20 protein-coding genes are annotated in these 26,399 nt (G+C 70.0%); 11 read left to right on the forward strand and 9 right to left on the reverse strand.

Translation table 11 applies throughout. The annotated features are described in order from the left end of the window. Positions 1 to 19: 19 nt before the first annotated feature. Positions 20 to 964 carry a carbohydrate ABC transporter permease gene (locus ACFY0D_RS14965; protein ID WP_390798723.1) on the forward strand — a complete coding sequence of 315 codons (945 nt, stop codon included), beginning with the start codon at positions 20 to 22 and terminating at the stop codon, positions 962 to 964. 13 nt (positions 965 to 977) lie between these two features. Then, on the forward strand, positions 978 to 1,913 hold the full coding sequence (locus ACFY0D_RS14970; RefSeq protein ID WP_390798724.1) for a carbohydrate ABC transporter permease: 936 nt from the start codon (positions 978 to 980) through the stop codon (positions 1,911 to 1,913). A 22-nt stretch (positions 1,914 to 1,935) separates the two neighbouring features. Here ACFY0D_RS14970 and ACFY0D_RS14975 read toward each other — a convergent pair whose 3' ends face one another. After that, the gene (locus ACFY0D_RS14975) at positions 1,936 to 2,811 is read right to left on the reverse strand and encodes a hypothetical protein (protein WP_390798725.1); all 876 of its coding nucleotides are present in this window, start codon (positions 2,809 to 2,811) and stop codon (positions 1,936 to 1,938) included. A 150-nt stretch (positions 2,812 to 2,961) separates the two neighbouring features. Next, complete coding sequence (gene mgtA / locus ACFY0D_RS14980; protein ID WP_390798726.1) at positions 2,962 to 5,682, reverse strand: magnesium-translocating P-type ATPase; 2,721 nt, start codon at positions 5,680 to 5,682, stop codon at positions 2,962 to 2,964. Between the two features lie 608 nt (positions 5,683 to 6,290). On the opposite strand from mgtA, the gene ACFY0D_RS14985 reads away from it, so the two are divergent. The 7 genes from ACFY0D_RS14985 (at position 6,291) to ACFY0D_RS15015 (ending at position 15,742) form a co-directional block, all read left to right on the forward strand. Then, positions 6,291 to 7,505, forward strand: a complete 1,215-nt coding sequence (locus ACFY0D_RS14985) for an ROK family transcriptional regulator (protein WP_030008678.1) — start codon at positions 6,291 to 6,293, stop codon at positions 7,503 to 7,505. A gap of 117 nt (positions 7,506 to 7,622) precedes the next feature. Beyond that, a complete protein-coding gene (locus tag ACFY0D_RS14990; RefSeq protein WP_373038325.1) occupies positions 7,623 to 8,735 on the forward strand; it encodes a sugar ABC transporter substrate-binding protein in 1,113 nt (370 codons plus the stop codon). A 159-nt stretch (positions 8,736 to 8,894) separates the two neighbouring features. Further along, positions 8,895 to 9,683, forward strand: coding sequence for an ATP-binding cassette domain-containing protein (locus tag ACFY0D_RS14995; protein ID WP_390798727.1), 789 nt, complete (start codon positions 8,895 to 8,897; stop codon positions 9,681 to 9,683). Positions 9,684 to 9,709: 26 nt separating this feature from the next. After that, positions 9,710 to 10,999 carry a sugar ABC transporter permease gene (locus ACFY0D_RS15000; protein ID WP_390798821.1) on the forward strand — a complete coding sequence of 430 codons (1,290 nt, stop codon included), beginning with the start codon at positions 9,710 to 9,712 and terminating at the stop codon, positions 10,997 to 10,999. Between the two features lie 263 nt (positions 11,000 to 11,262). Beyond that, positions 11,263 to 13,179 (forward strand): 1-deoxy-D-xylulose-5-phosphate synthase, encoded by a 1,917-nt coding sequence (dxs, locus tag ACFY0D_RS15005; RefSeq protein ID WP_390798728.1) that lies wholly within the window; start codon positions 11,263 to 11,265, stop codon positions 13,177 to 13,179. Positions 13,180 to 13,302: 123 nt separating this feature from the next. Beyond that, entirely contained in the window at positions 13,303 to 14,802 is a 1,500-nt protein-coding gene (locus ACFY0D_RS15010; protein WP_390798729.1) for an amino acid permease, read from the forward strand. Positions 14,803 to 14,932: 130 nt separating this feature from the next. Further along, positions 14,933 to 15,742: a class I SAM-dependent methyltransferase gene (locus tag ACFY0D_RS15015; RefSeq protein WP_390798730.1), complete on the forward strand. Its 810-nt coding sequence runs from the start codon at positions 14,933 to 14,935 to the stop codon at positions 15,740 to 15,742. A gap of 28 nt (positions 15,743 to 15,770) precedes the next feature. Here the strand turns inward: ACFY0D_RS15015 and ACFY0D_RS15020 are convergent, their stop codons facing one another. The 3 genes from ACFY0D_RS15020 to ACFY0D_RS15030 all read right to left on the reverse strand — a co-directional run bounded on the left by ACFY0D_RS15020 (position 15,771) and on the right by ACFY0D_RS15030 (position 20,261). Then, positions 15,771 to 16,808 carry an LCP family protein gene (locus ACFY0D_RS15020; RefSeq protein WP_390798731.1) on the reverse strand — a complete coding sequence of 346 codons (1,038 nt, stop codon included), beginning with the start codon at positions 16,806 to 16,808 and terminating at the stop codon, positions 15,771 to 15,773. A gap of 91 nt (positions 16,809 to 16,899) precedes the next feature. After that, entirely contained in the window at positions 16,900 to 19,038 is a 2,139-nt protein-coding gene (locus ACFY0D_RS15025; RefSeq protein WP_390798732.1) for a 3-hydroxyacyl-CoA dehydrogenase NAD-binding domain-containing protein, read from the reverse strand. Continuing rightward, the gene (locus ACFY0D_RS15030) at positions 19,035 to 20,261 is read right to left on the reverse strand and encodes an acetyl-CoA C-acyltransferase (protein ID WP_202199161.1); all 1,227 of its coding nucleotides are present in this window, start codon (positions 20,259 to 20,261) and stop codon (positions 19,035 to 19,037) included. The genes ACFY0D_RS15025 and ACFY0D_RS15030 overlap by 4 nt, the downstream gene beginning before the upstream one ends. A gap of 315 nt (positions 20,262 to 20,576) precedes the next feature. Between ACFY0D_RS15030 and ACFY0D_RS15035 the strand changes: the two genes are divergently transcribed. Then, on the forward strand, positions 20,577 to 21,743 hold the full coding sequence (locus ACFY0D_RS15035; protein ID WP_390798733.1) for an alpha/beta fold hydrolase: 1,167 nt from the start codon (positions 20,577 to 20,579) through the stop codon (positions 21,741 to 21,743). Positions 21,744 to 21,915: 172 nt separating this feature from the next. On the opposite strand, the gene ACFY0D_RS15040 is transcribed toward ACFY0D_RS15035, so the two are convergent. From ACFY0D_RS15040 to ACFY0D_RS15050, 3 genes are all read right to left on the reverse strand, one after another. Further along, the gene (locus ACFY0D_RS15040) at positions 21,916 to 23,199 is read right to left on the reverse strand and encodes an HRDC domain-containing protein (RefSeq protein WP_390798734.1); all 1,284 of its coding nucleotides are present in this window, start codon (positions 23,197 to 23,199) and stop codon (positions 21,916 to 21,918) included. A 161-nt stretch (positions 23,200 to 23,360) separates the two neighbouring features. After that, positions 23,361 to 24,023, reverse strand: a complete 663-nt coding sequence (locus ACFY0D_RS15045; protein ID WP_007267191.1) for a response regulator transcription factor — start codon at positions 24,021 to 24,023, stop codon at positions 23,361 to 23,363. Positions 24,024 to 24,307: 284 nt separating this feature from the next. Then, the gene (locus tag ACFY0D_RS15050) at positions 24,308 to 24,964 is read right to left on the reverse strand and encodes a DUF3000 domain-containing protein (protein WP_351155379.1); all 657 of its coding nucleotides are present in this window, start codon (positions 24,962 to 24,964) and stop codon (positions 24,308 to 24,310) included. A 91-nt stretch (positions 24,965 to 25,055) separates the two neighbouring features. Between ACFY0D_RS15050 and hemE the strand changes: the two genes are divergently transcribed. Continuing rightward, on the forward strand, positions 25,056 to 26,120 hold the full coding sequence (gene hemE / locus ACFY0D_RS15055) for a uroporphyrinogen decarboxylase (RefSeq protein WP_382539132.1): 1,065 nt from the start codon (positions 25,056 to 25,058) through the stop codon (positions 26,118 to 26,120). A gap of 20 nt (positions 26,121 to 26,140) precedes the next feature. On the opposite strand, the gene ACFY0D_RS15060 is transcribed toward hemE, so the two are convergent. Next, positions 26,141 to 26,320 carry a hypothetical protein gene (locus ACFY0D_RS15060; RefSeq protein ID WP_390798735.1) on the reverse strand — a complete coding sequence of 60 codons (180 nt, stop codon included), beginning with the start codon at positions 26,318 to 26,320 and terminating at the stop codon, positions 26,141 to 26,143. Positions 26,321 to 26,399: the final 79 nt, after the last annotated feature.

The following is a 26,399-nucleotide window of genomic DNA, read 5'->3' on the forward strand; positions in this document are numbered from 1 at the left end:
GACCGCGGGGACGGACACCATGAGCCATGTAGCCCAGGGCAGGGGGCGGGCCGGTTTCATCACCGGCTTCCTCATCGCGCCCCTCGCGCTGTACCTGACCTTCGTCATCTGGCCCTACGTACAGACGTTCGGCTACTCCTTCACCAACTGGAGCGGCCAGTCCCCGACGTTCGACTTCGTCGGCACGGACAACTACGCGACGTTGCTGAAGGACGAGGTCTTCCGCGGCGCCCTCTGGCACAACCTGCTGCTCCTGGTGTTCGTCCCGGTCGTCACCATCCTGCTCGCCCTCTTCTTCGCCTTCATGGTGAACGCGGGAGGGCGCAGCGGGGCCGGCGGCGTGCGGGGCGTCGGCGGATCGCGCGTCTACAAGGTCGTCTACTTCTTCCCGCAGGTCCTCTCCCTCGCCATCCTCTCCGTGCTCTTCGGCGCGATCTACCGAAGCGACGAGGGCGGCCTGCTCAACGGCTTCCTCACCAGGATCGGCCTGATCGACGCGCAGCACCCGGTCGAATGGCTCAACGAGCCCGACTTCGTCCTGTGGGCCCTGCTGTTCGTGGTCGTCTGGCACGGAGTCGGCTTCTACCTCGTCCTGTTCTCGGCGGCCATGCAGTCCGTCCCCAAGGACATCTACGAGGCCGCGCTGCTCGACGGCGCCGGGCGCGCCCAGACCTTCTTCAAGGTCACGCTGCCCCTGCTGTGGGACTCCGTGCAGACCTCCGCGGTCTATCTGGGCATCGCCGCGATGGACATGTTCGTGCTGGTGTCGACCATGACCTCCGGCCAGTTCGGCGGCGGACCCGACCACCACAGCGAGGTCATGTCGACGGTGCTGATGCGCAACTTCCTCTACTTCGGCAAGAGCGGCTACGCCTGTGCCATGGGCGTGGTCATGCTCGCCCTGACCATGATCCTCTCCATCGTCACGCTGCGCGCCACCCGCCGCGAGCGCATCGAGTTCTGAGCGGAGTTCCAACATGGCTGCACAGTCCACAGTGATCAAGGCTCCGGGTGAAGCCGCCGCGGAGCGGTCCGGCAACACGGGCCGGACGGGGGAGCGGGACAAACGACGCTCCGAGGGTGTGGTCCTCAACGTCTTCTCGCACGGCTTCCTCGTCCTCTGGGCGATAATGATCGTGCTGCCCCTGATCTGGCTCGCGCTCGGCTCCTTCAAGACGGACGCGCAGATCGGCGGCTCGGCCCTGAGCTGGCCCGGCAACTGGCACTTCGACGCCTTCGGCCGGGCCTGGGAGAAGGGCATCGGCGGCTACTTCGCCAACACCCTCATCGTGCTGGTGTTCTCGGTCCCGCTGACCATGCTGTTCGGGTCGATGGCCGCGTACGTGCTGGCCCGCTACCCCTTCTCGGGCAACCGGGTAATCTACTACTTCTTCGTCAGCGGGGCGATGTTCCCGGTGTTCCTGGCGCTCGTACCGCTGTTCTTCATGGTCAAGCGCTTCGACATGCTGAACACCTACCAGGGCCTGATCCTGGTGTACGTCGCCTACTCGATGCCTTTCACCGTCTTCTTCATGCACTCCTTCTTCCGGACACTGCCCACGGCGATACACGAGGCGGCGGTCATCGACGGGGCCTCCGACACCCGGATCTTCTTCCAGGTGATGCTGCCGATGGCCAAGCCCGGCCTGATCAGCGTCGGGATCTTCAACGTCCTGGGCCAGTGGAACCAGTACATCCTGCCCGCCGTGCTGATGCAGCCGCAGACGAGCGGCGAGCCCGAGCGCTACATGCTCACGCAGGGGCTCATCCAGCTCCAGTACCAGATGGGCTACGAGACGGACCTGCCGGTGCTGTTCGCCGGCGCCACCATCGCCATCATCCCCATGCTGGCGGTCTACCTCTCCTTCCAGCGCCAGATCCAGGCGGGTCTCACCTCGGCGACGCTGAAGTAGCTCCGGCGTCCCGCGGCCGGCGTCAGGATCCGTCGGAGGCCTTCCGCAGCTTGTAGAGCTCTCCGGAGCCCGGGTCGCCGATGTTCTGGTGGATCCGGGGCTCCCGGGCGGTGCCGCCGACGCCCCAAGCGGGCCAGCTGCACCCCGGGATGTCTATGCGGACCTTCTGCGTCCAGACGTCCCGGCCCGGCTCGTACGACCAGGTCCCGGAGCCCGAGCAGCTCGGCGACGGGTCGCTGGGGTAGTCGACGGCGAGGCGCCCGCCGACGCCGGAGGCGGTGACCCGGCCGTCCGGTGTGAAGACCAGGGTCCCGCCCGTGTGGTCGACCCAGCTGCCCGGCATGGTCCGCGGACCGATCGCCGGCGGCTCGTACGCGGGCAGCAGGCCGACGGCGAGCCCGAGTGCGCCGAACAGGCCCGTCCCCGCCACCACCGCCGTGCCCCACGACGCCACCCGCCGCAGCAGTCCCTCGCCCCGGGGCAGGGCGATCACCGCCCCCAGCGAGAGCGAGGCCGTGGCCGAGGCCCAGAAGACGAACACGGACCGCGGCTCCACGTCGTTGTACGCCAGGAAGCACATGAGGGGAGGCGCCAGCAGCGCCGCCACCACCAGCGGCGCCGGCCACCATGCCGCGCGCCTGCCGAACCGGCGGCCGAGGAGGTCGGTCAGCGCGACCGCCGGCAGTACGAAGAGCAGTGACAGCAGGAACGCGATGATGCCGACGAGGGGCGTGAGGGAGATCAGGCTTCCCCCGATCGCGGTGTGGTCGGCGGGTTTGTCCGGCGGCGGCTGCGTCTGCACGTAGAGCAGGACCACCACGACGGTGAGCGCGACCTCCAGGCATCCCACCAGCGTCGAGACCACCAGCACGCGCCCGTACGACCGTTTCTGATGCACGATCAATCCCCCTCGTGGCACGGCGAACCCGTGCGTCCGCCCGGCCGGCGGCGTCCTGGATCCATAGTGCCAGCCGGGCTGAACGTGTTCAATTCATTCTTCGCGCCCTGTCACGCGGACACGACCGACCGCACCGGCCCCTGCCTTCTCCTACAGCCAGGTGCCGAACCGGCGGATGTACCAGGTCTTCACGAGCTGGGTGAGCGTGCAGTACGCGAGCAGTACGCCGATCAGCCACGGGAAGTAGCTCGCCGGCAGGGCCACGAAGCCCAGCGAGGGAGCGAGCGGCGAGAAGGGCAGCCAGAGCCCGGTCAGCACCGCGAGGACGGTCGTCACCATCACGGGCCAGGAGGCGCGGGACTGGATGAAGGGGATCTTCCGGGTGCGGATCATGTGGACGATCAGGGTCTGCGAGAGCAGGCCCTCGACGAACCAGCCGGACTGGAAGAGGGACTGGCCCGCCTCGCTGTTCGCCGCGAAGACGTGCCACATGATCAGGAACATCGAGAGGTCGAAGACGGAGCTGACCGGCCCGATGGTGACCATGAAGCGGCCGATGCCCTTGGCGTCCCAGTTGCGGGGCTTGCGGAGGTACTCCTCGTCCATCCGGTCCCACGGGGTGGCCAGCTGCGAGATGTCGTAGACCAGGTTCTGGACCAGCAGCATGATCGCGAGCATCGGCTGGAAGGGGATGAAGGCGCTCGCCACCAGGACCGAGAAGACGTTGCCGAAGTTCGAAGACGCGGTCATCTTGATGTACTTGATCGTGTTGCCGAAGGTGGTCCGGCCCTGGACGACGCCCTGCTCCAGGACGGTCAGGTCCTTCTCCAGCAGGATGATGTCGGCCGACTCCTTGGCGATGTCCACGGCGGTGTCCACCGAGATGCCGACGTCCGCGTCGCGCAGCGCGGCCGCGTCGTTGATGCCGTCGCCGAGGAACCCGACGGTGTGCCCGTCGGCCTGCAGGGCCCGCACGATCCGGGCCTTCTGGACCGGATCGACCTTGGCGAAGACCGTCGTACGGGCGGCCAGCGCGCGCAGTTCGGTGTCGTCGAGGGCGTCGGTCCCGGGGCCGAGGACCACCTGCCCGACGTCGATGCCGACGTCGGCGCAGACCCGGGCGGCGACGAGGTCGTTGTCGCCGGTGACGACCTTGACCGCGATGCCCTTGTCGGCCAGGCCCGTCAGGGCCCGGGCGGCGTCGGCCTTCGGCGGGTCGAGGAAGGCGAGGAAGCCGACCAGCGTCAGCCCCTCCTCGTCGGCGACCGTGTAGGTCTCGCGCGGGGCGTCCATCGTGCGGGTGGCGACGGCGAGGACCCGCAGGCCCTGCCGGTTGTTCTCCTCGGCGATCCGGGTGACGTGCCACCGCAGCTGCTCGGTCAGCTCCACCCTCTCGCCCCGGTCCGTCAGGTGCGTGCAGAGGTCCAGGACCTCCTCCACGGCACCCTTGGTGATCATGATGTGCTCGCGCTGTCCGAAGTCGCCGACCAGGGAGTTGCGGTCCAGGACCACGGACATCCGGCGCCGGGCGAAGTCGAAGGGGATCTCGTCGACCATCGAGAACCGTGCGTCGGCGACAACCTCCTCGGCCTCGTCCACGCGGTCGATGACCGCCTGGTCCATCAGGTTCTTCAGGCCGGTCTGGAAGCGCGAGTTGAGGTAGCCGTACTCCAGGACCTCGCCGTCCTCGTCGCCGTGCACGTCCAGGGAGCGGTCCAGGACGATCCGGTCCTCGGTGAGGGTGCCGGTCTTGTCCGTGCAGAGCACGTCCATCGCGCCCAGGTTCTGGATCGCGTTCAGCCGCTTGACGACCACCTTCCGCCTGGACATGGCGACCGCGCCGCGCGCCAGGTTGGCGGAGACGACCATCGGCAGCATCTCGGGGGTCAGCCCGACGGCGACGGCGATGCCGAAGAGGAAGGCCTCGTCCCAGTCGCCCTTGGTGAAGCCGTTGATCATGAAGACGACCGGGACCATCACCAGCATGAAGCGGATCAGCAGGAAGCTGACCTTGCGCACGCCGGTGTCGAAGTTGGTCTGCGGGCGCTCGCCGACGAGCGAGCCGGCCATCGAGCCGAAGTAGGTGTCGGAGCCGGTGGCCACGACCACCCCGGTGGCGGTGCCGGAGGTGACCGAGGTGCCCATCAGGACCAGGTTGTCGGCCTCCACCGGGTCGGTGGTCTCCTGCTGGCCGAGGTCCCGCGTAGGGGTGTCGGCCTTCGCCACCGGCAGGGACTCGCCGGACAGCGCGGCCTGGCTGACGTTGAGGTCCTTGGCCGTGACGATCCGCAGGTCGGCCGGGATCAGGTCGCCGGCCGCAAGCTTGACCACGTCGCCCGGGACCACCTGGTCCATGGGCACCTCGAACGTGGTGGGCGCGCAGCCGCTGCCGGACCGGCGCTGCACGGCGCACGTGGTGGTGACGAGCTGCCTCAGCGCTTCGGCGGCGCGGCCCGAGCGGAACTCCTGCCAGAAGCGCAGCAGACCGCTGATCCCCACCATCACGGAGAGGATGACGACGCCCGGGTCCGCCGGGTCCTGCCAGTACATGACCGCCGCCAGGAAGACCAGGACGGCGATGAAGGGGTTCCGGAAGGCCTTCGCCAGCTGGAGGTACCAGCGGGGGGCGCGCTCGTGGGCGACGGTGTTGGAGCCGTGCCGCTCCAGGCGCAGCGAGGCCTCGGCGTGGGTGAGGCCGGCCAGGGAGGCGTCCACCTCCTGCAGGACCTGGACGCCCGGCCGGGCGCTGATCCCGGCGAGACGCTCGCCGACGAGCCGGGTACGGGCCTGGAGCTCGGCAGCCTTGCGCTCGCGGCGGGACCGGCCCGGCGGTGCGAGCGTGGTGGGGGTACGGGGGGTGAGCATGGTCATGACGGATACCTCCCTCCACGGTGTCCGGGCAGCACGAAGCCGAGCGGTCACGTGGAGTGATCACGGGTCGGCGCGCAGCGGCCCCGAGGGGCCGCGGGCACGCCGACGGGCATGGATGACGCACGCCCGGCGGAGTTGGCAGGGCATGCGGAAGGAAGGGAACGTGGAAGGAAGGAACGCGATGGAACGCGAACGGAACGCGAGCGCGCACGGGGACAGCGGTCCACCGCTGCCGTGCGCACCAGGAGAGAGATCAGCCGGTCGGAAGAAGGTCAGCCGACGGGAGCGCTGCAAGGACTTCGATCGGGACTCATCCCGAACACCTCCTTGCGTAGCGCGGTCATTGCACGACGCCAGGTCCGGCCGAAAGGGCCGCAGAGGACCGGCGTCCCAGCGACCGTAGCACGATCCAACGGCCGCTTCTCTCCCCCTTTAGGTCAGTACCAGCCGTTTCATGCCGTGTCAGCCTCTTGACGTGTGGATGCGTAAAGGCTCGACTTAGGGTTCACAAGTTGGAGAGATGTCGGGGTCTCGGAGCGTGAAGCCGTGACGTGTCCCGGCCGGGGGGCGACGGCTGGCCGTCGCTAATGGGCAGGAGTGGATGAGTCGTGCAGACTCCCGGATCGCAGTCGTCGCTGCATCGCGCGAATCTCGAACGGGTCGTGCGGGCGGTGCGGCTCGCGGGATCGCTGACCCAGGCGGAGATCGCCCGCGCCACCGGACTGTCGGCGGCCACGGTCTCCAACATCGTCCGGGAGCTGAAGGACGGCGGGACCGTCGAGGTCACCGACACCTCGGCCGGCGGCCGCCGGGCGCGCAGCGTCTCGCTCAGCGGCGACGCGGGGATCGTCATCGGTGTCGACTTCGGCCACACCCACCTGCGGGTGGCGGTGGGGAACCTGGCTCACCAGGTGCTGGCCGAGGAGTCCGAGCCGCTGGATGTCGACGCGTCCTGGGCGGACGGCTTCGACCGGGCGGAAGCCCTGGTCGGACGCCTGATCGCGGACATCGGCGTGGGGCTGGAGAAGGTGATCGGCGTCGGGCTCGGCGTGCCCGGCCCGATCGACGTGGAGTCCGGGACCCTGGGCTCGACCGCGATCCTGCCGGGCTGGGCGGGCATCAACCCGCGCCAGGAGCTCTCGCAGCGCCTCGGGGTGCCCGTGTACGTGGACAACGACGCGAACCTCGGCGCCCTCGGCGAACTCGTTTGGGGGAGCGGGCGGGGAGTAAAGGACCTGGCCTACATCAAGGTGGCCAGCGGCGTCGGTGCGGGCCTGGTGATCAACGGCCAGATCTACCGCGGACCCGGCGGCACGGCGGGCGAGATCGGGCACATCACCCTGGACGAATCGGGCCCGGTCTGCCGCTGCGGCAACCGCGGCTGCCTGGAGACCTTCGCGGCCGCCCGGTACGTACTGCCGTTGCTCCAGGGCACGCACGGACCGGAGTTGACCATGGAGCGGGTGGTCGAACTGGCCCGTGAGGGGGACCCGGGCTGCCGCCGGGTGATCACGGACGTGGGCCGGCACATCGGCAGCGGCGTGGCCAGTCTGTGCAACCTCCTGAACCCCAGCCGGGTGGTGCTGGGCGGCTCGCTGGCGGAGGCCGGTGAACTCGTCCTCGCTCCCATCCGTGAATCGGTGGGAAGGTACGCGATCCCCAGTGCGGCGCGGCAGTTGTCGGTGCTGACGGGGAACCTGGGCGGGCGGGCCGAGGTGCTGGGCGCATTGGCGCTCGTCCTCAGCGAGATGGGCGATTCGACACTTTTGTCAGATCATGGAAGTGGAGTGCGAGCTCCAGCCGTCTTGTCTTCAGGTAGATAACGAATGGCACCGTTGTCATCTCGTTAAGAATTCACTCCTTGACGGCAAAACGCGGCCGGGGTTGACTCACATCCACCTCGGCCGCGCCGCTGCGGCCTCGTCAGGGAGGTTCAAGTAATGAACACGCGTATGCGCAGAGCCGCCGTAGCTGTAGCCGCTGGTGCCATGGCCGTTTCGCTCGCCGCCTGTGGCAGTGCGAAGGAGGCCGGCGACACGACGAAGGCGTCCTCCGGCGCTGCCAAGGGCGATGAGATCAAGGTCGGTCTGCTCCTGCCGGAGAACCAGACCGCGCGCTACGAGAAGTTCGACAAGCCGCTGATCGAGAAGAAGGTCGCCGAGCTCACCGGCGGCAAGGGCAAGGTCGTCTACGCGAACGCCAAGCAGGACGCGACCACGCAGAACTCCCAGGTCGACACGATGATCACCAACAAGGTGGACGTCCTGATCATCGACGCGGTGGACTCCAAGGCCATCGCGGGCTCGGTCAAGAAGGCCAAGGACGCCGGCATCCCGGTCGTCGCCTACGACCGCCTGGCCGAGGGCCCGATCGACGCGTACACCTCCTTCGACAACGAAGAGGTCGGCAAGGTCCAGGGCAAGGCTCTGCTGGAGGCGCTGGGCGACAAGGCCAAGGACGGCCAGATCGTCATGATGAACGGTTCGGTCACCGACCCGAACGCCAAGCTCTTCAAGTCCGGCGCGCACTCCGAGCTCGACGGCAAGGTGAACGTCGGCAAGGAGTACGACACCGTCGAGTGGAAGCCGGAGAACGCCAACACCAACATGGCGGCCGCGCTCTCCGCGCTCGGCAAGGACAAGGTCATCGGCGTCTACTCCGCCAACGACGGCATGGCCGGCGGCATCATCACCGCCCTCAAGGCCGCCGGTGTCTCCCCCCTGCCGCCGGTCACCGGCCAGGACGCAGAACTCGCCGGTGTGCAGCGGATCGTCGCGGGCGAGCAGTTCATGAGCGTCTACAAGCCGTACGCCCCCGAGGCGGAGGCCGCCGCGAAGATGGCCGTCTCCCTCGCCAAGGGCGGCAAGGCCGAGGGCACCACGTCCACGGTCGACAGCCCGACCACCAAGGGTGTCGCGTCCGTCCTGATCCCGGTCGTCTCGCTGACCAAGGGCAACATCAAGGACACCGTCGTCAAGGACGGCGTCTACACGGTGGACGAGATCTGCACCGACAAGTACGCGGCGGCCTGCGCCGCCGCCGGCCTGAAGTAGCGGCCCCCGTCGCCTCCCTACGAGGCGGCCCCCCGTGCCTGACCGGCGCCCCGCCCCTCTCTCCCCGCCACCCGGCGGGGCGCCGGGCAGAAACGTTCCCCCATTCGCCCCGCTCCTGCTCTTCTGCACGACATCCCCGCCGGTCAGGCGGCGAAGGAGATGGTTCATGTGTCCGCTGCGCCCGTGCTGGCGTTGCGAGGGGTCTCGAAGCGGTTCGGCGCCGTTCAGGCCCTGACCGACGTAGAACTCGAGATCCACTCCGGTGAAGTGGTCGCCCTCGTCGGCGACAACGGCGCCGGAAAGTCCACGCTGGTCAAGACGATCGCCGGCGTGCACCCCATCGATGAAGGTGTCATCGAGTGGGAAGGCCGTCCGGTTTCCATCGGCAAGCCCCACGACGCCCAGAACCTGGGCATCGCGACGGTCTACCAGGACCTGGCGCTGTGCGACAACATCGATGTCGTCGGCAACCTCTTCCTCGGCCGCGAGCTCAAGAACTACGGCATCCTCGACGAGGTGGAGATGGAGCGGCGCGCCCGCGAGCTCCTGACCACCCTGTCCATCCGGATCCCCAGTGTCCGGATTCCCATCGCGTCACTCTCCGGCGGTCAGCGCCAGACCGTGGCCATCGCCCGTTCCATGCTGGGCGAGCCCCAGCTCGTCATCCTCGACGAGCCCACCGCCGCCCTCGGTGTCGAGCAGACCGCACAGGTTCTCGACCTCGTGGAGCGGCTGCGCGAGCGCGGCCACGCCGTCATCCTCATCAGCCACAACATGGCCGATGTGAAGGCCGTCGCCGACAAGGTGGCGGTCCTGCGGCTGGGCCGCAACAACGGCGTCTTCAACGTCGCCGACACCTCGCAGGAAGAGATCATCTCCGCCATCACCGGTGCCACGGACAACGCCGTGACCCGCCGGGCGGCCCGCACCTCGGAGGCCGGCAAGTGAGCACCCAGAACCCTGCCACCGGTCCCCTGGACAAGGGCTCGGTCGACCAGCAGGAGCACATCGACCCGGTCAACCCCGCGGCCGCGCACGACGCGATCCCGGCCGTGGACCCCCGCCTGCTCGTCAGGGAGGAGGGGCTCGCCGGGTACGTGGGCGAGTTCAAGCGCAAGATGAAGGCGGGCGACCTGGGTTCCCTCCCGGTCGTCATCGGCCTGATCGTGATCTGGTCCATCTTCCAGGGGCTGAACTCGAACTTCCTCTCCCCGGAGAACCTGACCAACATCGCGATCACGATGACCGGCACCGGCATGATCGCCATCGGCATCATCTTCGTGCTGCTGCTCGGCGAGATCGACCTCTCGGTCGGCTCGGTCAGCGGTGTCTCGGGCGCGATCGTCGCCGTCCTCGCCGTCACCCACGGCGTGAACGAATGGCTGGCCATCCTCGCGGCCATCGTCGGAGGCGCCCTGATCGGCTGCATCCACGGCTTCTTCTTCGCCAAGATCGGCGCCCCGGCCTTCGCCGTCACCCTGTCGGGCCTGCTCTTCTGGCTCGGCGCGATGCTGCAGATCCTCGGCAGCAACGGCACGATCAACATCGACTCCGACGGCGTGGTCGGCCGGCTGACCACGTACTTCTTCTCGGACGTGGCCGTCGCCTACGGGCTGGCCGCGCTCGCGGTGGCCGGCTACTTCCTCGCGGCCTTCCTCGACGCGAGGCGCCGCGAGGCCGCCGGGATGCCCTCCCGGCCGCTCGCCGAGATCCTGCTGCGCACCGGCCTGCTCGCGCTGTGCACCTTCGGCCCCGCCGTGCTGTTCAACCAGTACAAGGGCCTGCCGCTCGCGGTGGTGCTCTTCCTGCTGGCCCTGGTCGTCACGGACTTCCTGCTGCGCCGCACGACCTTCGGGCGAAACGTTTTCGCACTGGGTGGCAGCGTCGAGGCCTCCCGCCGCGCGGGCATCAACGTCACCCGGATCCGGATCACGGTCTTCGCGATCTCCAGCACCTTCGCCGCCATCGGCGGCCTGTTCTGGGCCTCCAAGATCGCGGCGGCCAACCAGAGCGCCGGCGCCGGCGACCTGCTGATGAACGTCATCGCGGCGGCCGTCATCGGCGGCACCAGCCTCTTCGGCGGCCGGGGCCGGACCTGGAACGCCCTCCTCGGCGTCATGGTCATCGTCTCGATCCAGTACGGTCTGGCCCTGGAAGGCATTGCGACGCCGATCCAGTACATGATCACCGGCGCGGTGCTGCTGGCGACCGTGGTGATCGACTCGGTGACGCGCAAGACCCAGAAGACGGCCGGACGCGCCTGATCGCGCGTCCGACTGCCCGCCGGAGTGACATCCGGCGGTAAGACCGGTCACAGTGCCCGGCGCCACTTCTCGTGGCGCCGGGCATCTGCGCGTGCATGTACGAGGTACTCATGTGCGGGTATACGCCCGTATGTGATGTGTGGCCGTCAGGTCGTGCGTACATGTATGACAAAGGTGTGACTCCCTCGGGACGGCCCGATGACCGCGGCCGGGGGCGGAACACTAGACTCGACAGACCAGCAAGCAACTGCAAGGAGGCACGGGTGCTGCTGCCCCGCATCAAGGGACCGCGCGATCTGGACCGGCTCAGCCAGGAGGAGCTCGACCAGCTCGCGGCCGAGATCAGGTCCTTCCTCGTCGACGCCGTCTCCAAGACCGGCGGGCACCTCGGCCCCAACCTCGGGGTGGTCGAACTGACGATCGCCCTGCACCGGGTCTTCGACTCGCCCAAGGACAAGGTCCTCTTCGACACCGGCCACCAGGCCTACGTCCACAAGCTGCTCACGGGCCGCCAGGACTTCAAGGGCCTGCGCACCAAGAACGGCCTGTCGGGCTACCCCTCGCGCGCCGAGTCCGACCACGACGTGATCGAGAACTCGCACGCCTCCACCGTGCTCGGCTGGGCCGACGGCCTGGCCAAGGCCAACGAGGTGCTGGGCCGCGAGGACCACCACGTCGCCGCCGTCATCGGCGACGGCGCGCTGACCGGTGGCATGGCCTGGGAGGCGCTCAACAACATCGCCGCCGCCAAGGACCGCCCGCTCGTCATCGTCGTCAACGACAACGAGCGCTCGTACGGCCCCACCATCGGCGGCCTCGCGAACCACCTGGCGACCCTGCGCACCACGGACGGCTACGAGCGCTTCCTGGCCCGCGGCAAGGAGATCCTGGAGCGCACCCCGGTCGTCGGGAAGCCGCTCTTCGAGACCCTGCACGGCGCCAAGAAGGGCCTCAAGGACTTCATCGCCCCGCAGGGCATGTTCGAGGACCTCGGGCTCAAGTACATCGGGCCCATCGACGGCCACGACATCGAGGCCCTGGAGTCCGCCCTGCAGCGCGCCAAGCGCTTCAGCGGCCCGGTCATCGTGCACTGCCTCACCCAGAAGGGCCGCGGCTACACCCCGGCCCTGGAGCACGAGGCGGACCGCTTCCACGCGGTCGGCGTGATCCACCCGGACACCGGCCTGCCGGTGAAGACCGCCGCCGCCAGCTGGACCTCCGTCTTCGCCGACGAGATGGTCAAGCTCGGCCACGAGCGCGAGGACATCGTCGGCATCACCGCCGCCATGCTCCACCCGGTGGGCCTCAACAAGTTCGCCGAGGCCTTCCCGAACCGGATCTACGACGTGGGCATCGCCGAGCAGCACGGTGCCACCTCGGCGGCGGGCCTGGCCACCGGCGGGGTCCACCCGGTCTTCGCCGTGTACGCGACCTTCCTCAACCGTGCCTTCGACCAGGTCCTGATGGACGTGGCCCTGCACAAGTGCGGTGTCACCTTCGTCCTGGACCGCGCCGGTGTCACCGGCGACGACGGCGCCTCCCACAACGGCATGTGGGACATGTCCATCCTGCAGGTCGTCCCCGGCCTGCGGCTCGCCGCGCCGCGCGACGCCGAGCAGCTGCGCGCCCAGCTCCGCGAGGCCGTCGAGGTCAAGGACGCCCCGACCGTCGTGCGCTACTCCAAGGGCGTCGTCGGCCCGGCCGTCCCGGCCATCGGCCGGATCGGCGGCATGGACGTCCTGCGCGCCCCGGGCGCCGACGTCACCCGTCCGGACGTACTGCTCGTCTCGGTCGGTGCGCTCGCCCCGATGTGCCTGGAGATCGCCGACCTGCTGGACAAGCAGGGCATCTCCACGACCGTGGTCGACCCCCGCTGGGTCAAGCCCGTGGACGAGGCCCTGGCCCCGCTCGCGGACCGGCACCGCGTGGTCGTCACCGTCGAGGACAACGGCCGTACCGGCGGTGTGGGCGCCGCCGTCTCGCAGGCCCTGCGGGACGCGGGTGTCGACGTACCGCTGCGCGACTTCGGTATCCCGCAGCGCTTCCTCGACCACGCCCTCCGCAAGGAGATCATGGCCGAGATCGGCTTGACCGCGCCGGACATCGCCCGGCAGGTCACCGGGCTGGTCGCCAAGCTGGACGGCCGCTACGACAGCGAGCCGGCCGCCGCCGTCGACTAGTCGGAACGCGCCACGCGCGCCGTTCGTAGATCGACGCGCGGTTGCACGTCACGGGCCGGGAGATCACTCTTGAAGGGTGGGCCTCCCGGCCCGTTCGTGCGTCGTCACCTTTCGGAGGCGTCGGTGAGCAAGGATCTGAACAGCCCATTCCGTACCAAGACGGTGGAGCAGTCCATCCGCGACACGGAGGAGCCGGAACACGCACTCCGCAAGTCGCTCTCCGCCTGGGACCTCACGGTCTTCGGTGTGGGCGTCATCATCGGCACCGGCATCTTCGTCCTCACGGGCATCGCCGCCCGGAACAATGCCGGTCCCGCTACCGCCCTCGCCTTCGTGGTGGCGGGCATCGTCTGCGCCCTCGCGGCGCTCTGCTACGCCGAGTTCGCGTCCACCGTCCCGGTGGCCGGGTCGGCGTACACGTTCTCGTACGCCTCGATCGGTGAGCTGCCCGCCTGGATCATCGGCTGGGACCTGGTGCTGGAGTTCGCACTCGGCACGGCCGTCGTCGCGGTCGGCTGGTCGGGGTACGTGCGCCACCTGATGGACACCAACCTCGGCTGGACCCTGCCGACCTCCCTGGCCGGCCCCGATGCCGGCGGCCACTTCGACCTGCTGGCGTTCCTGCTGGTCCTGGCGCTGACGGTGATCCTGGTCGTCGGGACGAAGCTCTCGGCCCGGATCACCGCGGTCGTCGTCGCGATCAAGGTCACGGTCGTGCTGCTGGTCATCATCGCGGGCCTGTTCTTCATCAAGGCCGACAACTACTCGCCGTTCATCCCGCCGGCCCAGCCCCAGGGCGAGGGCGTCAGCGGCTGGCATGCGCCGCTGGTCCAAGTGCTCTTCGGCTACGAGCCCACGAACTTCGGCGTCATGGGCATCTTCACGGCGGCCTCGCTCATCTTCTTCGCCTTCATCGGCTTCGACGTGGTGGCGACGGCGGCCGAGGAGACCAAGAACCCCCAGCGGGACATGCCGCGCGGCATCCTCGGCTCGCTCCTCATCTGCACGGTGCTCTACGTCGCCGTGACCCTGGTGGTCACGGGCATGCAGAAGTACTCGGAGATGTCCCCGACCGCGCCGCTCGCCGAAGCCTTCAAGTCGGTGAACCAGCCGTTCTTCTCGGGCGCCATCAGCCTCGGCGCGGCCGTCGGTCTGATCACCGTGTGCATGATCCTGCTGCTCGGCCAGACCCGCGTGTTCTTCGCCATGAGCCGTGACGGACTGCTGCCGCGGGTCTTCTCCGTGACGCACCCGAAGTACCGCACCCCCTACCGGGCGACCATGCTGCTCGGCGGGATCATCGCGATCGTCGCGGGCTTCACCAGCCTGAAGACCCTCGCGGAACTGGTGAACATCGGCACCCTGTTCGCCTTCGTGGTGGTCGCCCTCGGAGTGATCATCCTCCGCAAGACCCGCCCCGACCTGCACCGGTCCTTCCGGACCCCGTGGGTGCCGTTCGTCCCGATCGTGTCGATCGCGGCCTCGTTCTGGCTGATGCTCAACCTGCCGACCGAGACCTGGGCGCGCTTCGGCGCCTGGATGATCATCGGCATCGGCGTCTACTTCGCCTACGGCTACCGCAACAGCCGCCTGCACAAGGTCGGCCAGAACGCGGAGTTCTAGCGGGCGACCGGTTCGCCGCTGTGTACCGGCGAGGGTCGTACGGGCCACCCGTACGGCCCTCGCCGGTCGTACGGGTGGCCGACGGGTCCGGGAGCCGTGTGGGGACGTGTGGGGACGTGTGGGGGCGCCCATGACGCACAGCGAGGAGCACCGGTTCGACGTGTGGACGGCCGGGGCCGGCTACGAGCGGTACATGGGCCGGTGGAGCCGGCCCGTCGCGGAGCGGTTCACGCGGTGGCTCGGCCGCCCCGGCCGGCTGCGGTGGCTCGACGTCGGATGCGGCACCGGCGGGCTGTCGGCGGCGGTGGCCGCCGGGTGCCGGCCCCGTGAGGTCCTGGCGATCGACCGGTCACCGGGGTACGCCGCCTGGGCCCGGGACGCGGCCACGGCCGGGACGCACGTCGTCGTGGCGGACGCGACGGCCCTGCCGGTGCGCGACGGGGCGTGCGACGCGGTGGTCAGCGGCCTGACCCTGAACTTCCTCACGCCGCCCGCCGCGGCCGTCGCCGAGATGGTCCGCTCGGTCCGCCCGGGCGGCCTGGTCGCGGCGTACGTGTGGGACTACGCGGAAGGCATGGACCTCCTGCGGCTCTTCTGGGGCGCGGCCGCCCGGGCGGACCCGACCGCGGCCGCGCTGGACGAGCGCCGGCGCTTCCCCTCGTGCCGTCCGGAAGCACTGCGCGCGCTGTGGACGCGGGCGGGACTCGGCGAGGTGGCCGTCGCCCCGATCGAGGTCCCCACGGTGTTCGCCGACTTCGCGGACCTGTGGGAACCGTTCCTTACGGGGCAGGGCCCGGCCCCCGGATACCTCGCCGCGCTCCCCGCGGCCGGCCGGGACCGGGTACGGGACGCGCTCCGCGAGGCCGTCCCGTACGGGCCGGGCGGATCCGTCGCGCTCAGCGCCCGGGCCTGGGCGGTCCGGGGGCGGCGCGCCGGGTGAGGGCGGATCCCGGACGGCCTGACCTCGTTCAGCCCTTGGCGGGGGAGTTCTTCGCCGAGGCCGGGATCTGCTGGTCCTTGCGTATGGCGTCCCACAGCTGGGTCGCCTGCGGCTCGGCCACGATCACGCGGTTGGGGTCCACCTTGTCGTAGGCGACCGGCAGCATGATCGTCTCCATCGTCTCCGGGTTCACGCCCTTCATGCTCTGCGCGAAGTCGGCGAGCGCCGTGAGCGAGCCGAGGTCGGAGTCGGTGGTCAGCGACTTGGTGCCGGCGTCCGCGAGCTTGTAGAGCCGCGCCGGGTTGCCGAGGGCGTCCTGCTTCTTGATCTCGGACAGCATCGCCAGCATGAACTGCTGCTGGAGGCCTATGCGTCCGAGGTCGCTGCCGTCGCCGTAGCCGTAGCGGGTACGGACGAACTTCAGCGAGTCGGTGCCGTCCAGCCGGTGCGTGCCCGCGTCGAGCTTCAGGCCGCCCTTGGCGCCGCTCATCGGCTTGTCCAGCGTGACGGTGACCCCGCCCAGCGCGTCGACCAGGCCCTTGAAGCCGGCGAAGTCGACCTCGACGAAGTGGTCCACGCGGACGCCGGACAGCTGCTCCACGGTGTTGACCACACAGGCCGGGCCGGCGAGCGAGTAGACGGAGTTGAACATGACCCGCTTGGCGGACGGCAGCGTCTTGCCGTTCCCGTCCTTGCACTCGGGCCGGGTGATCAGGGTGTCGCGGGGGATGCTCACCGCGGTGGCCTTGGCCCGGCCCTCGGGTATGTGCACCAGCATCGCGGTGTCCGAGCGGGCACCGCTGACATCGCCGTGGTCGAGATCGCCATTGGCCCCGGCGCGCGAGTCGGAGCCGAGCACCAGGATGTTCTGGGCGTTCGCGACGACCTTCGCGGGCCGGTTGTCGCCGATCGCCTGGTCCAGGTCGACGCTGTCGATGTTGGAGTTGAGGTGGCTGTACGTCCACCAGCCGGCCCCGGCCGTGCCCAGGATCAGCACGGCGACCAGCAGCAGGGTGATCCGCAGAATGCGGCGGCGGCGCCTGGGCCGCCCGTGCTTTTCCGTCATGGGGGTGAATCTTAGACAGGTATTCGAACGGCGGTGGCCCGCCCCCCGGAAGGGGCGGGCCGAGCCGTCGAACAGCCTGCAGAGACCCGGACTAGGCCGGGATGCTCGCGAGGCCGGGGGCGAGGAACTTCTTGCCGTTCACGCGCTCCGAGACGCCTTCACGGTCCAGGTACGGCGTCACGCCGCCCAGGTGGAAGGGCCAGCCGGCGCCCGTGATCAGGCAGAGGTCGATGTCCTGGGCCTCGGCCACGACACCCTCCTCCAGCATCAGGCCGATCTCCTGCGCCACCGCGTCCAGGACACGGTCGCGGACCTGCTCCTCGGTCAGGACGACATCGCCCTGGACCAGGAGCGCGGCGACCTCGGGGTCCAGCTCCGGCTTGAAGCCGTTCTCGGCGGAGTAGACGTAGAAGCCGCGCTTGCCGGCCTTGACCACGGCCGCCAGGTTCGGCGAGACGGTGAAGCGCTCCGGGAAGGCGCGGTTCAGGGTCTCGGAGACGTGCAGACCGATCGCCGGGCCCACGAGCTCCAGGAGCACCAGCGGGGACATCGGCAGGCCGAGCGGCTCGATGGCCTTCTCCGCCGTGACGACCGGGGTGCCCTCGTCGATGACGTTCTGGATCTCGCCCATGAAGCGGGTCAGGATGCGGTTCACGACGAACGCCGGGGCGTCCTTGGTGAGGACCGCGGTCTTCTTCAGCTTCTTGGCGACACCGAAGGCCGTGGCCAGCGAGGCGTCGTCGGTCTGCTCACCGCGGACGATCTCCAGCAGCGGGAGGATCGCGACCGGGTTGAAGAAGTGGAAGCCGACCACGCGCTCCGGGTGCTGGAGCTTCGAGGCCATCTCCGACACCGACAGCGAGGAGGTGTTGGTGGCGAGGATCGCGTGCGCCGGGGCGACCGCCTCGACCTCCGCGAACACCTTCTGCTTGACGGACATCTCCTCGAACACGGCCTCGATGATGAAGTCCGCGTCCGCGAAGCCCTCGGCCTTGTCCAGGACGCCGGTCACCAGGGCGGTCAGGCGGTTGGCCTTGTCCTGGTTGATGCGGCCCTTGCCGAGCAGCTTCTGGATCTCGGCGTGGACGTAGCCCACACCCTTGTCCACGCGCTCCTGGTCGATGTCGGTGAGGACCACCGGCACCTCCAGGCGGCGCAGGAAGAGCAGCGCCAGCTGCGAGGCCATCAGGCCCGCGCCGACGACGCCGACCTTGGTGACCGGACGGGCCAGGGACTTGTCCGGGGCACCGGCCGGGCGCTTGGCGCGCTTCTGCACCAGGTTGAAGGCGTAGATGCCCGAGCGCAGCTCGCCGCCCATGATGAGGTCGGCCAGCGCCGTGTCCTCGGCGTCGAAGCCGGCCTGGAGGTCGCCCGACTTGGCCGCGGCGATGATGTCCAGCGCGCGGTAGGCGGCGGGAGCCGCGCCGTGCACCTTGGAGTCCGCGATGGCGCGGCCCTTGGCGACGGCCGCGTCCCAGGCCTCGCCGCGGTCGATCTCGTCGCGGACGACCTCGGTGGTGCCGTTCAGGACGTTCGCGGTCCACAGGAGCGACTGCTCCAGGAAGTCCGCGCCCTCGAACAGCGCGTCGGCGATGCCCAGGGTGAAGACCTGCTTGCCGCGCAGCTGCTTGTTCTGGTTGAGCGAGTTCTCGATGATCACCGAGACCGCGCGCTCGGCGCCGATCAGGTTCGGCAGGATGGCGCAGCCGCCCCAGCCGGGAACCAGGCCGAGGAAGACCTCGGGCAGCGAGAAGGCCGGGATGGCCTTCGAGACGGTGCGGTAGGAGCAGTGCAGACCGACCTCGACGCCGCCGCCCATGGCCGCGCCGTTGTAGTACGCGAAGGTCGGGACCGCCAGCGCCGAGAGGCGCTTGAAGACGTCGTGGCCGCCCTTGCCGATGGCGAGCGCCTCGTCGTGCTTCTTCAGCAGCTCGACACCCTTGAGGTCGGCGCCGACCGCGAAGATGAACGGCTTGCCGGTGATGCCCGCGCCGACGATGGAGCCGGCAATGGCCTCCTGCTCGACCTGGTCGATCGCCGCGTTCAGGTTGGCGAGCGACTGCGGGCCGAAGGTGGTCGGCTTGGTGTGGTCGAAGCCGTTGTCCAGCGTGATGAGCGCGAAGCGCCCGGCGCCGAACGGCAGGTCCAGGTGGCGGACGTGCGCGGACGTGACGACCTCGTCCGGGAACAGCTCGGCCGCGCCCTTCAGGAGCTCAGCGGTGGTGCTCACTTGGAGTCTCCCTCGGCGTTGAAGTTCGGGTTCTCCCAGATGACCGTGGCGCCCATGCCGAAGCCGACGCACATGGTGGTCAGGCCGTAGCGGACGTGCGGCTGCTCCTCGAACTGACGGGCCAGCTGCGTCATCAGGCGCACGCCGGAGGAGGCGAGCGGGTGACCGAAGGCGATGGCGCCGCCGTACTGGTTCACGCGGGCGTCGTCGTCGGCGATGCCGTAGTGCTCCAGGAACGCGAGGACCTGGACCGCGAAGGCCTCGTTGACCTCGAAGAGACCGATGTCCTCGATGGTCAGGCCGGCCTGGGCCAGGGCCTTCTCGGTGGCCGGGATCGGGCCGTAGCCCATGACCTCGGGCTCGACACCCGCGAACGAGTACGAGACCAGGCGCATCTTGACCGGGAGGTTGTTCTCCCGGGCGAAGTCCTCGGACGCGATGATCGCGGCGGTGGCACCGTCGTTGAGACCGGCGGCGTTGCCCGCGGTGACCCGGCCGTGCGTACGGAACGGGGTCTTCAGGCCGGCCAGGTTCTCCAGCGTGGTGCCCGGGCGCATCGGCTCGTCGGTGGTGACCAGGCCCCAGCCCGTCTCACCGGCCGCCTCGTTGGTGTTGCGCACCGAGATCGGGACCAGGTCCTGCTGGATCTTGCCGTCGGCGTACGCCTTGGCGGCCTTCTCCTGCGAGCGCACGGCGTACTCGTCGGCGCGGAGCTTGGTGATCGTCGGGTACCGGTCGTGCAGGTTCTCGGCGGTCATGCCCATGAACAGGGCGGACTCGTCGACCAGCTTCTCGGAGACGAAGCGCGGGTTCGGGTCGACGCCCTCGCCCATGGGGTGGCGGCCCATGTGCTCGACACCGCCGGCGAGGGCGACGTCGTAGGCACCGAAGGCCACACCGCCCGCGACGGCGGTCACGGCGGTCAGCGCGCCGGCGCACATGCGGTCGATGGAGTAGCCCGGGACGGACTGCGGAAGGCCCGCGAGAATGCCGGCGGTACGGCCCAGCGTCAGGCCCTGGTCACCGATCTGCGTGGTCGCGGCGATGGCGACCTCGTCGATCTTCTTGGGGTCCAGGTCCGGGTTGCGGCGCAGCAGCTCCCGGATCGCCTTCACGACGAGGTCGTCGGCGCGGGTCTCGTGGTAGATGCCCTTCGGGCCCGCCTTGCCGAACGGGGTGCGGACGCCGTCGACGAAGACGACGTCCCTGACGGTACGAGGCACGTTGGCTCTCCTCCAGGTGCGGGTGTGCACTGCTGCGCGCGGGGGCGTTCGGCGTACGTCGCTGAGCGCCCGCTCACCCGACCATGCTACTTGCGGGTAACCAATGTGCACACCCCCTCCCGGAGGAGCGGCGAAGGTCACACTCGGGCCGCGGCGCCGCGGCCCTCGGCCCCGACCGATCGGACCCGTCCGGCCAACCCGTTCAGGTCACGTGCACCCGGCCCCCGGCCGCGATCGTGGCGCCGCCCCCGGGCAGTCCCGATCCTGACCGGGCCGGAGCGTCCCCTCCGGCCCGGTCGACGGAGGATGCGAGCAATGGCCACCACCCCACCCATCAAGCACCAGGTCGAGCACGTCTCTGCGGTGCCCGCCAACGCGGGACAGACCGTCCGGCTGTACGTGCGGGAGTACGACGGCACCCCGCCGGGCCCCAACGCACAGCGCAAGGTCGTCCTGATGCTGCACGGCCGGAGCGTTCCCTCGGTCGTGGCCTTCGACCTCCAGCACGACAACGGCAAGTACAGCTGGGCGCAGCACCTGGCCAAGGCCGGATTCGACGTGTTCCTCATGGAGCTCACGGGCTCCGGCCTGTCGCCGCGTCCGGAGATGGACAAGCCCTGCAACGCCAACCCGCAGCACCAGGAGATCCTGAACCCGAACCCGCTGACGTACACCTGCACCCCGCCCTACCCGCACGAGCTCGGCAACTCCGCGAGCGAGTGGGGCGAGGTCGACGCGGTCGTCGAGTACATCAAGGCCACGAAGGGCGTCACCAAGGTCGCCCTCGTCGGGCAGTCCGCCGCCGCCTTCGTCTTCGGGCCGTACGCGATCCAGAACCCGGGGAAGGTCGAGAGCCTGCTCCTCCTGGCGCCGATCTACCCGCCCGCCGGCCGGGCCAGCGCGCCGCCGAAGAGCTTCGGCGCACCGGTGGCGTCGTTCCCGGTGTCCACCCCGGCCTCCCTGTTCGGCTTCCCCATGAACCTGTCCAGCAGGACGGGCCTGGAAAGCGCCTGGGACAAGGAGGTGCGCTCCCCGAAACAGCGGGCGGCGGGCATGGTCGACGCGGTGTGGAAGGAGCTCATGGACGTCGACCCCGTCGGCAAGACCTGGGGCGGCCCGACGGCCGGAGCACCCGAGGGCGTGCTGCGGTTCCGCAACTCCTACTGGTGGGGCTGGAACCAGGACACCGTCCCGATCGGCGGCGTGCTCGGCGACAAGGTGCCGGTGATGATCGTCTACGGCGAGCACGACGCGACGGCTAACTCGCCCACGTTCTCGGTCCCCGCCTTCTACGACGCGGTCCCCGGCGTCCGCAAGCTGATGTTCCGGGTGTCCTGTGCCGGCCACTCCCTGGTCTGGGAGCGCCAGTCCACGGTCCTGCACCGGCTGTCCAAGCAGTGGCTGAAGCACAAGAAGGTCGACGACCTGGAGAAGGGCAGCTTCTACGTGGACGAGGACGGCGCCTACGCCGACACCCTCTAGGGGGTCTTGCCGATCAGGCCGCGGCCAGGACCCCGGCCGCGCCCAGCAGCCAGGGAGCCGCCTGCCGCGTGCACGCCGCCCGCTCCGCCGCATCGGCCGGCGCCACCCGCACGACGCCCCCGGCACCGGGCCGGGGGCTCCTACGGGTGGGACCGGATCGCGGTCCGCCGGGTCAGGCGGTCGCGGCCAGGGCCGTGACCAGCACCGGGGTCACCAGTTCGATCTGCCAGGGCCGGGCACCGTAGCCCGCCAGGGCCTCCGCGACCGCGTCCGCGTGCAGCCGCTGCGGCGGCTCCCAGCACAGACGGCGGACCGTGTCCGGGGTGATCAGGTTCTCCTGGGGCAGGTTCAGCGCCTCCGCCAGCGCCGAGACGGCGGTACGGGCCGCCGAGAGCCGGGCGGCCGCAGCCGGGTCCTTGTCCACCCAGGAGCGCGGCGGCGGGGGACCCGCCGGGGTGGCCCCGGGCTGCGGCAGCTCGTTCTCGGGCAGCGCCTTCGCCCGGTCCACGGCCGCCATCCACTGGTCCAGCTGGCGCCGGCCCATCCGCTGCCCGTAGCCGGGCAGGGCGGACAGGGTGTGCACGTTGGCCGGAAGGGCGAGAGCGGCCTCGACGATCGCGGCGTCGCCCAGCACCTTGCCCGGAGACACGTCTCGCCGCTGCGCGATCCGGTCCCGGGACTCCCACAGCTCCCGTACGACCGCCATCTGCCGGCGCCGGCGCACCTTGTGCATGCCGGACGTCCGGCGCCAGGGGTCCTTGCGCGGCGGGGCGGGCGGGGCGGAGGCGATGGCGTCGAATTCCTGGTGGGCCCATTCGAGCTTGCCCTGCCGGTCCAGCTCCTTCTCCAGCGCGTCCCGCAGGTCCACCAGCAGCTCCACGTCCAGGGCGGCGTAGCGCAGCCACGGCTCGGGGAGCGGGCGGGTGGACCAGTCGACGGCGGAGTGGCCCTTCTCCAGCGCGTAGCCGAGCACGCTCTCGACCATCGCGCCGAGTCCGACCCGGGGGAAGCCGGCGAGGCGGCCGGCGAGCTCGGTGTCGAACAGGGAGGTGGGCACCATGCCTATTTCGCGCAGGCACGGCAGGTCCTGGGTGGCGGCGTGCAGGATCCATTCGGTGCCGGACAGGGCTTCGCCCAGTGCGGACAGGTCGGGGCAGCCCACCGGGTCGATCAGCGCGGACCCGGCACCCTCACGGCGCAGCTGCACCAGGTAGGCGCGCTGGCCGTAGCGGTATCCGGAGGCCCGTTCGGCGTCGACGGCCACGGGGCCGGTGCCCGCGGCGAAGGCCGCGACCACTTCGGCGAGGGCGTCCGCGTCGGCGACCACCGGAGGAATCCCCTCGCGGGGCTCCAGCAAGGGAGTCGGCAGCCCACCGGGCGGAACAACGACGTCGTCCGAGGGGCCGCCCCCGGTGGTGGTGCGCAGGTCTGCTGCGGGATCTTGGGCGTCGGTCACCGGTCAAGGGTATCCGTGTATACGACGCGCCCGTCGCCGGAACGTTCCGTCGACGGGCGCGGGCGGTATGCGGGGAGTTTTCCCGGGGTATTCCGGGGGTCTCCCGGCAGGTACCCCGGCAGCGGCTCCCGAGGCGGATATCCGGGGGCTCAGGCCCGCGGTCAGTGGATGATCCCGGTGCGCAGCGCCACGGCGACCATTCCGGCGCGGTCACCGGTGCCCAGCTTGCGGGCGATCCGGGCGAGGTGGGACTTGACGGTCAGGGCGGACAGGCCCATCGAGACGCCGATGGCCTTGTTGGACTGGCCCTCCGCGACGAGGCGCAGGACCTCGACCTCGCGGCCGGAGAGCTCTCGGTAGCCGCCCGGGTGGCTCGGGGCGCCCGGGGGGCGGCGGTGCATACGGGCGGCGGCAGCGCCGATGGGAGCGGCGCCGGGCCGGGTGGGGAGCCCGATGTTGGTCCGCGTACCGGTGACGACGTAGCCCTTGACGCCGCCCGCGAGGGCGTTGCGCACGGCGCCGATGTCGTCGGCGGCGGACAGGGCCAGGCCGTTGGGCCAGCCGGCGGCGCGGGTCTCGGAGAGCAGGGTGAGACCGGAACCGTCGGGCAGGTGTACGTCGGCCACGCAGATGTCGCGCGGGCTGCCGACGCGGGGGCGGGCCTCCGCGATGGACGACGCCTCGATCACGTCACGTACTCCGAGGGCCCACAGATGGCGGGTCACGGTGGAGCGGACGCGCGGGTCGGCCACGACGACCATGGCCGTCGGCTTGTTCGGGCGGTAGGCGACCAGGCTTGCGGGCTGCTCGAGAAGAACGGACACCTAGGCCTCCTGGGGGAGTGGCGGGACGGCCGGCTCGGGGAAGGAAGCCGGTGCGAACCGTGCGGATGGTCACCCACTCCTTCGGCACGTCACCCGCCCGGCTTTAGGGAATGATCACGATTTGGTGAGTAACAATTCGGGCAATTCGGACGCGCGATCGATCATCGGTTGATCAGAAGCCCGCAAGGGACGCCGCGTTTCGACCGTCCGCCCAGTTCTTCGATCAGCCGTTCTGTGTCGCACGCCGGTTCCGGCGGCCGTCCGGCCCTGTGGCTGGTGGCCGGCTACGGGTGGTGCGGACCACGACGCTGTGGCAGGGAGACCACACCCGTCGCCGTGTCCGTCGGACCCACCGGCGGCAGCCCCGCGATCTGGCACAGCAGTTCGCACCACGCCGACAGGTGCGCCGAGGTGTCCGGCACCCCGCCCACGCCCTCGCGCGGCGTCCACGAGGCTCTGATCTCGATCTGCGTGGCCGGGCGCCGCTCCGCGAGCCCGCCGAAGTAGTGCGAGCCCGCCATGGTCACGGTGCCGCTCGCCTCCCCGTACGCCAGCCCGCGCGCCTCCAGTGCCCCCGTCAGCCAGGACCAGCACACCTCGGGCAGCAGCGGGTCCGCCGCCATCTCCGGCTCCAGCTCCGCGCGCACCAGCGTCACCAGCCGGAAGGTCCCCTGCCAGGCGTCGTGCCCGGACGGATCGTGGAGCAGGATCAGCCGGCCGTCGGCCAGGTCGTCCTCGCCGTCCACCACCGCGGCCTCCAGTGCGTAGGCGTGCGGCGCCAGTCTCTGGGGCGGCTTCGTGGGGTCGATCTCGATCCCCGGACGCAGCCGGGCCTTCTTCAAGCCGTCGACCGCCCGCCGGAACGGGAGCGGGACGGAGCTCTCCTTCGCGCTGTCCATACCCTCGGCGCCATCTGAAAATCGTCCCTGAGCCGCAGCCATGCGGGGAAGACTAGGCGGAACGAGCGCCCGTACGGCGCAGGGACACCCTCGCCGGGTCGGACACTTCTTCATACGTGCGAAGATTTGGGTCGTGAGCGCCAACACCCGCCCCACGGGCCAGCCGAGCCAGACGTACGATTCCGCCTTCCTGAAGGCGTGCCGGCGGGAGCCGGTGCCGCACACCCCGGTGTGGTTCATGCGGCAGGCGGGGCGCTCACTGCCGGAGTACCGCAAGCTGCGCGAGGGCACGCAGATGCTGGAGTCCTGCATGCGGCCCGACCTGGTCACCGAGATCACGCTGCAGCCGGTGCGCCGCCACAAGGTGGACGCGGCGATCTTCTTCTCCGACATCGTGGTCCCGCTGAAGGCCATCGGCGTCGACCTGGACATCAAGCCGGGCATCGGCCCGGTCGTCGCCCAGCCGATCCGCCGCCGCGAGGACCTCGCACAGCTGCGCGATCTCACTCCGGAGGACGTCTCGTACGTCACCGAGGCGATCGGCATGCTCACGGGTGAACTGGGTTCCACGCCGTTGATCGGATTCGCGGGCGCGCCTTTCACCCTCGCGAGCTACCTGGTCGAGGGCGGTCCCTCCAAGAACCACGAGCACACCAAGGCCCTCATGTACGGGGACCCCCAGCTGTGGGCCGACCTCCTGGACCGCCTCGCGGAGATCACCTCCGCCTTCCTGAAGGTCCAGATCGAGGCCGGCGCCTCCGCCGTCCAGCTCTTCGACTCCTGGGTCGGCGCCCTCGCCCCGGCGGACTACCGCCGCTCGGTGATGCCCGCGTCCGCGAAGGTCCTGGAGTCCGTCGCCTCCTACGGGGTCCCGCGGATCCACTTCGGCGTGGGCACGGGTGAGCTCCTCGGCCTGATGGGCGAGGCCGGCGCGGACGTCATGGGCGTCGACTACCGGGTCCCGCTGGACGAGGCCGTCCGCCGCGTCGGCCCCGGCAAGGCGCTCCAGGGCAACCTGGACCCGGCCGTGCTCTTCTCCACCACGGAGGCGGTCGAGGCCAAGACGGACGAGGTCCTCGCGGCCGCCGCCGGCCTGGAGGGCCACGTCTTCAACCTGGGCCACGGCGTCCTCCCGACGACCGACCCGGACGCGCTGACCCGCCTGGTGGACTACGTCCACACCAGGACGGCCCGCTGACCCACGGTCTGCGCACCCGTTCACCGGGTGCGCAGCCACCACAGTGCGGCCGCCACGGCCGCGCTGCCGAACGCGGTCGAGGCACCGCGGGCGAAGCCGAGGACCATCGTCCGCCGCAGGACGGACGTCCTGCGGCGCGCCTTCGACGCCGATGCCGGGTCCGGGTACGGGGTGGAGCCAGTGTTCTCCGTGGTCCTCATGTGCGTCCTTCCGGTTCGGTCACACCAGCCTGCCGGGACCCTCATGGCAGGTGATCACTTCTGGGCGGAACCCGACGCA

The sequence above is a fragment of the Streptomyces sp. NPDC001502 genome (genome assembly GCF_042894785.1).
Classification (GTDB): domain Bacteria; phylum Actinomycetota; class Actinomycetes; order Streptomycetales; family Streptomycetaceae; genus Streptomyces; species Streptomyces kutzneri.

Bases quoted from the DNA above. Each gene is read 5' to 3' on its own strand.
- ACFY0D_RS15050 (WP_351155379.1), bottom strand. From the start codon at position 24,964: ATGGCTGCGGCTCAGGGACGATTTTCAGATGGCGCCGAGGGTATGGAC.
- ACFY0D_RS15015 (WP_390798730.1), top strand. From the start codon at position 14,933: ATGACGCACAGCGAGGAGCACCGGTTCGACGTGTGGACGGCCGGGGCC.
- ACFY0D_RS14965 (WP_390798723.1), top strand. From the start codon at position 20: ATGAGCCATGTAGCCCAGGGCAGGGGGCGGGCCGGTTTCATCACCGGC.
- ACFY0D_RS14990 (WP_373038325.1), top strand. From the start codon at position 7,623: ATGAACACGCGTATGCGCAGAGCCGCCGTAGCTGTAGCCGCTGGTGCC.
- mgtA (WP_390798726.1), bottom strand. From the start codon at position 5,682: ATGACCATGCTCACCCCCCGTACCCCCACCACGCTCGCACCGCCGGGC.
- ACFY0D_RS15060 (WP_390798735.1), bottom strand. From the start codon at position 26,320: ATGAGGACCACGGAGAACACTGGCTCCACCCCGTACCCGGACCCGGCA.
- ACFY0D_RS14995 (WP_390798727.1), top strand. From the start codon at position 8,895: ATGGTTCATGTGTCCGCTGCGCCCGTGCTGGCGTTGCGAGGGGTCTCG.
- ACFY0D_RS15035 (WP_390798733.1), top strand. From the start codon at position 20,577: ATGGCCACCACCCCACCCATCAAGCACCAGGTCGAGCACGTCTCTGCG.
- ACFY0D_RS14970 (WP_390798724.1), top strand. From the start codon at position 978: ATGGCTGCACAGTCCACAGTGATCAAGGCTCCGGGTGAAGCCGCCGCG.
- ACFY0D_RS15020 (WP_390798731.1), bottom strand. From the start codon at position 16,808: ATGACGGAAAAGCACGGGCGGCCCAGGCGCCGCCGCCGCATTCTGCGG.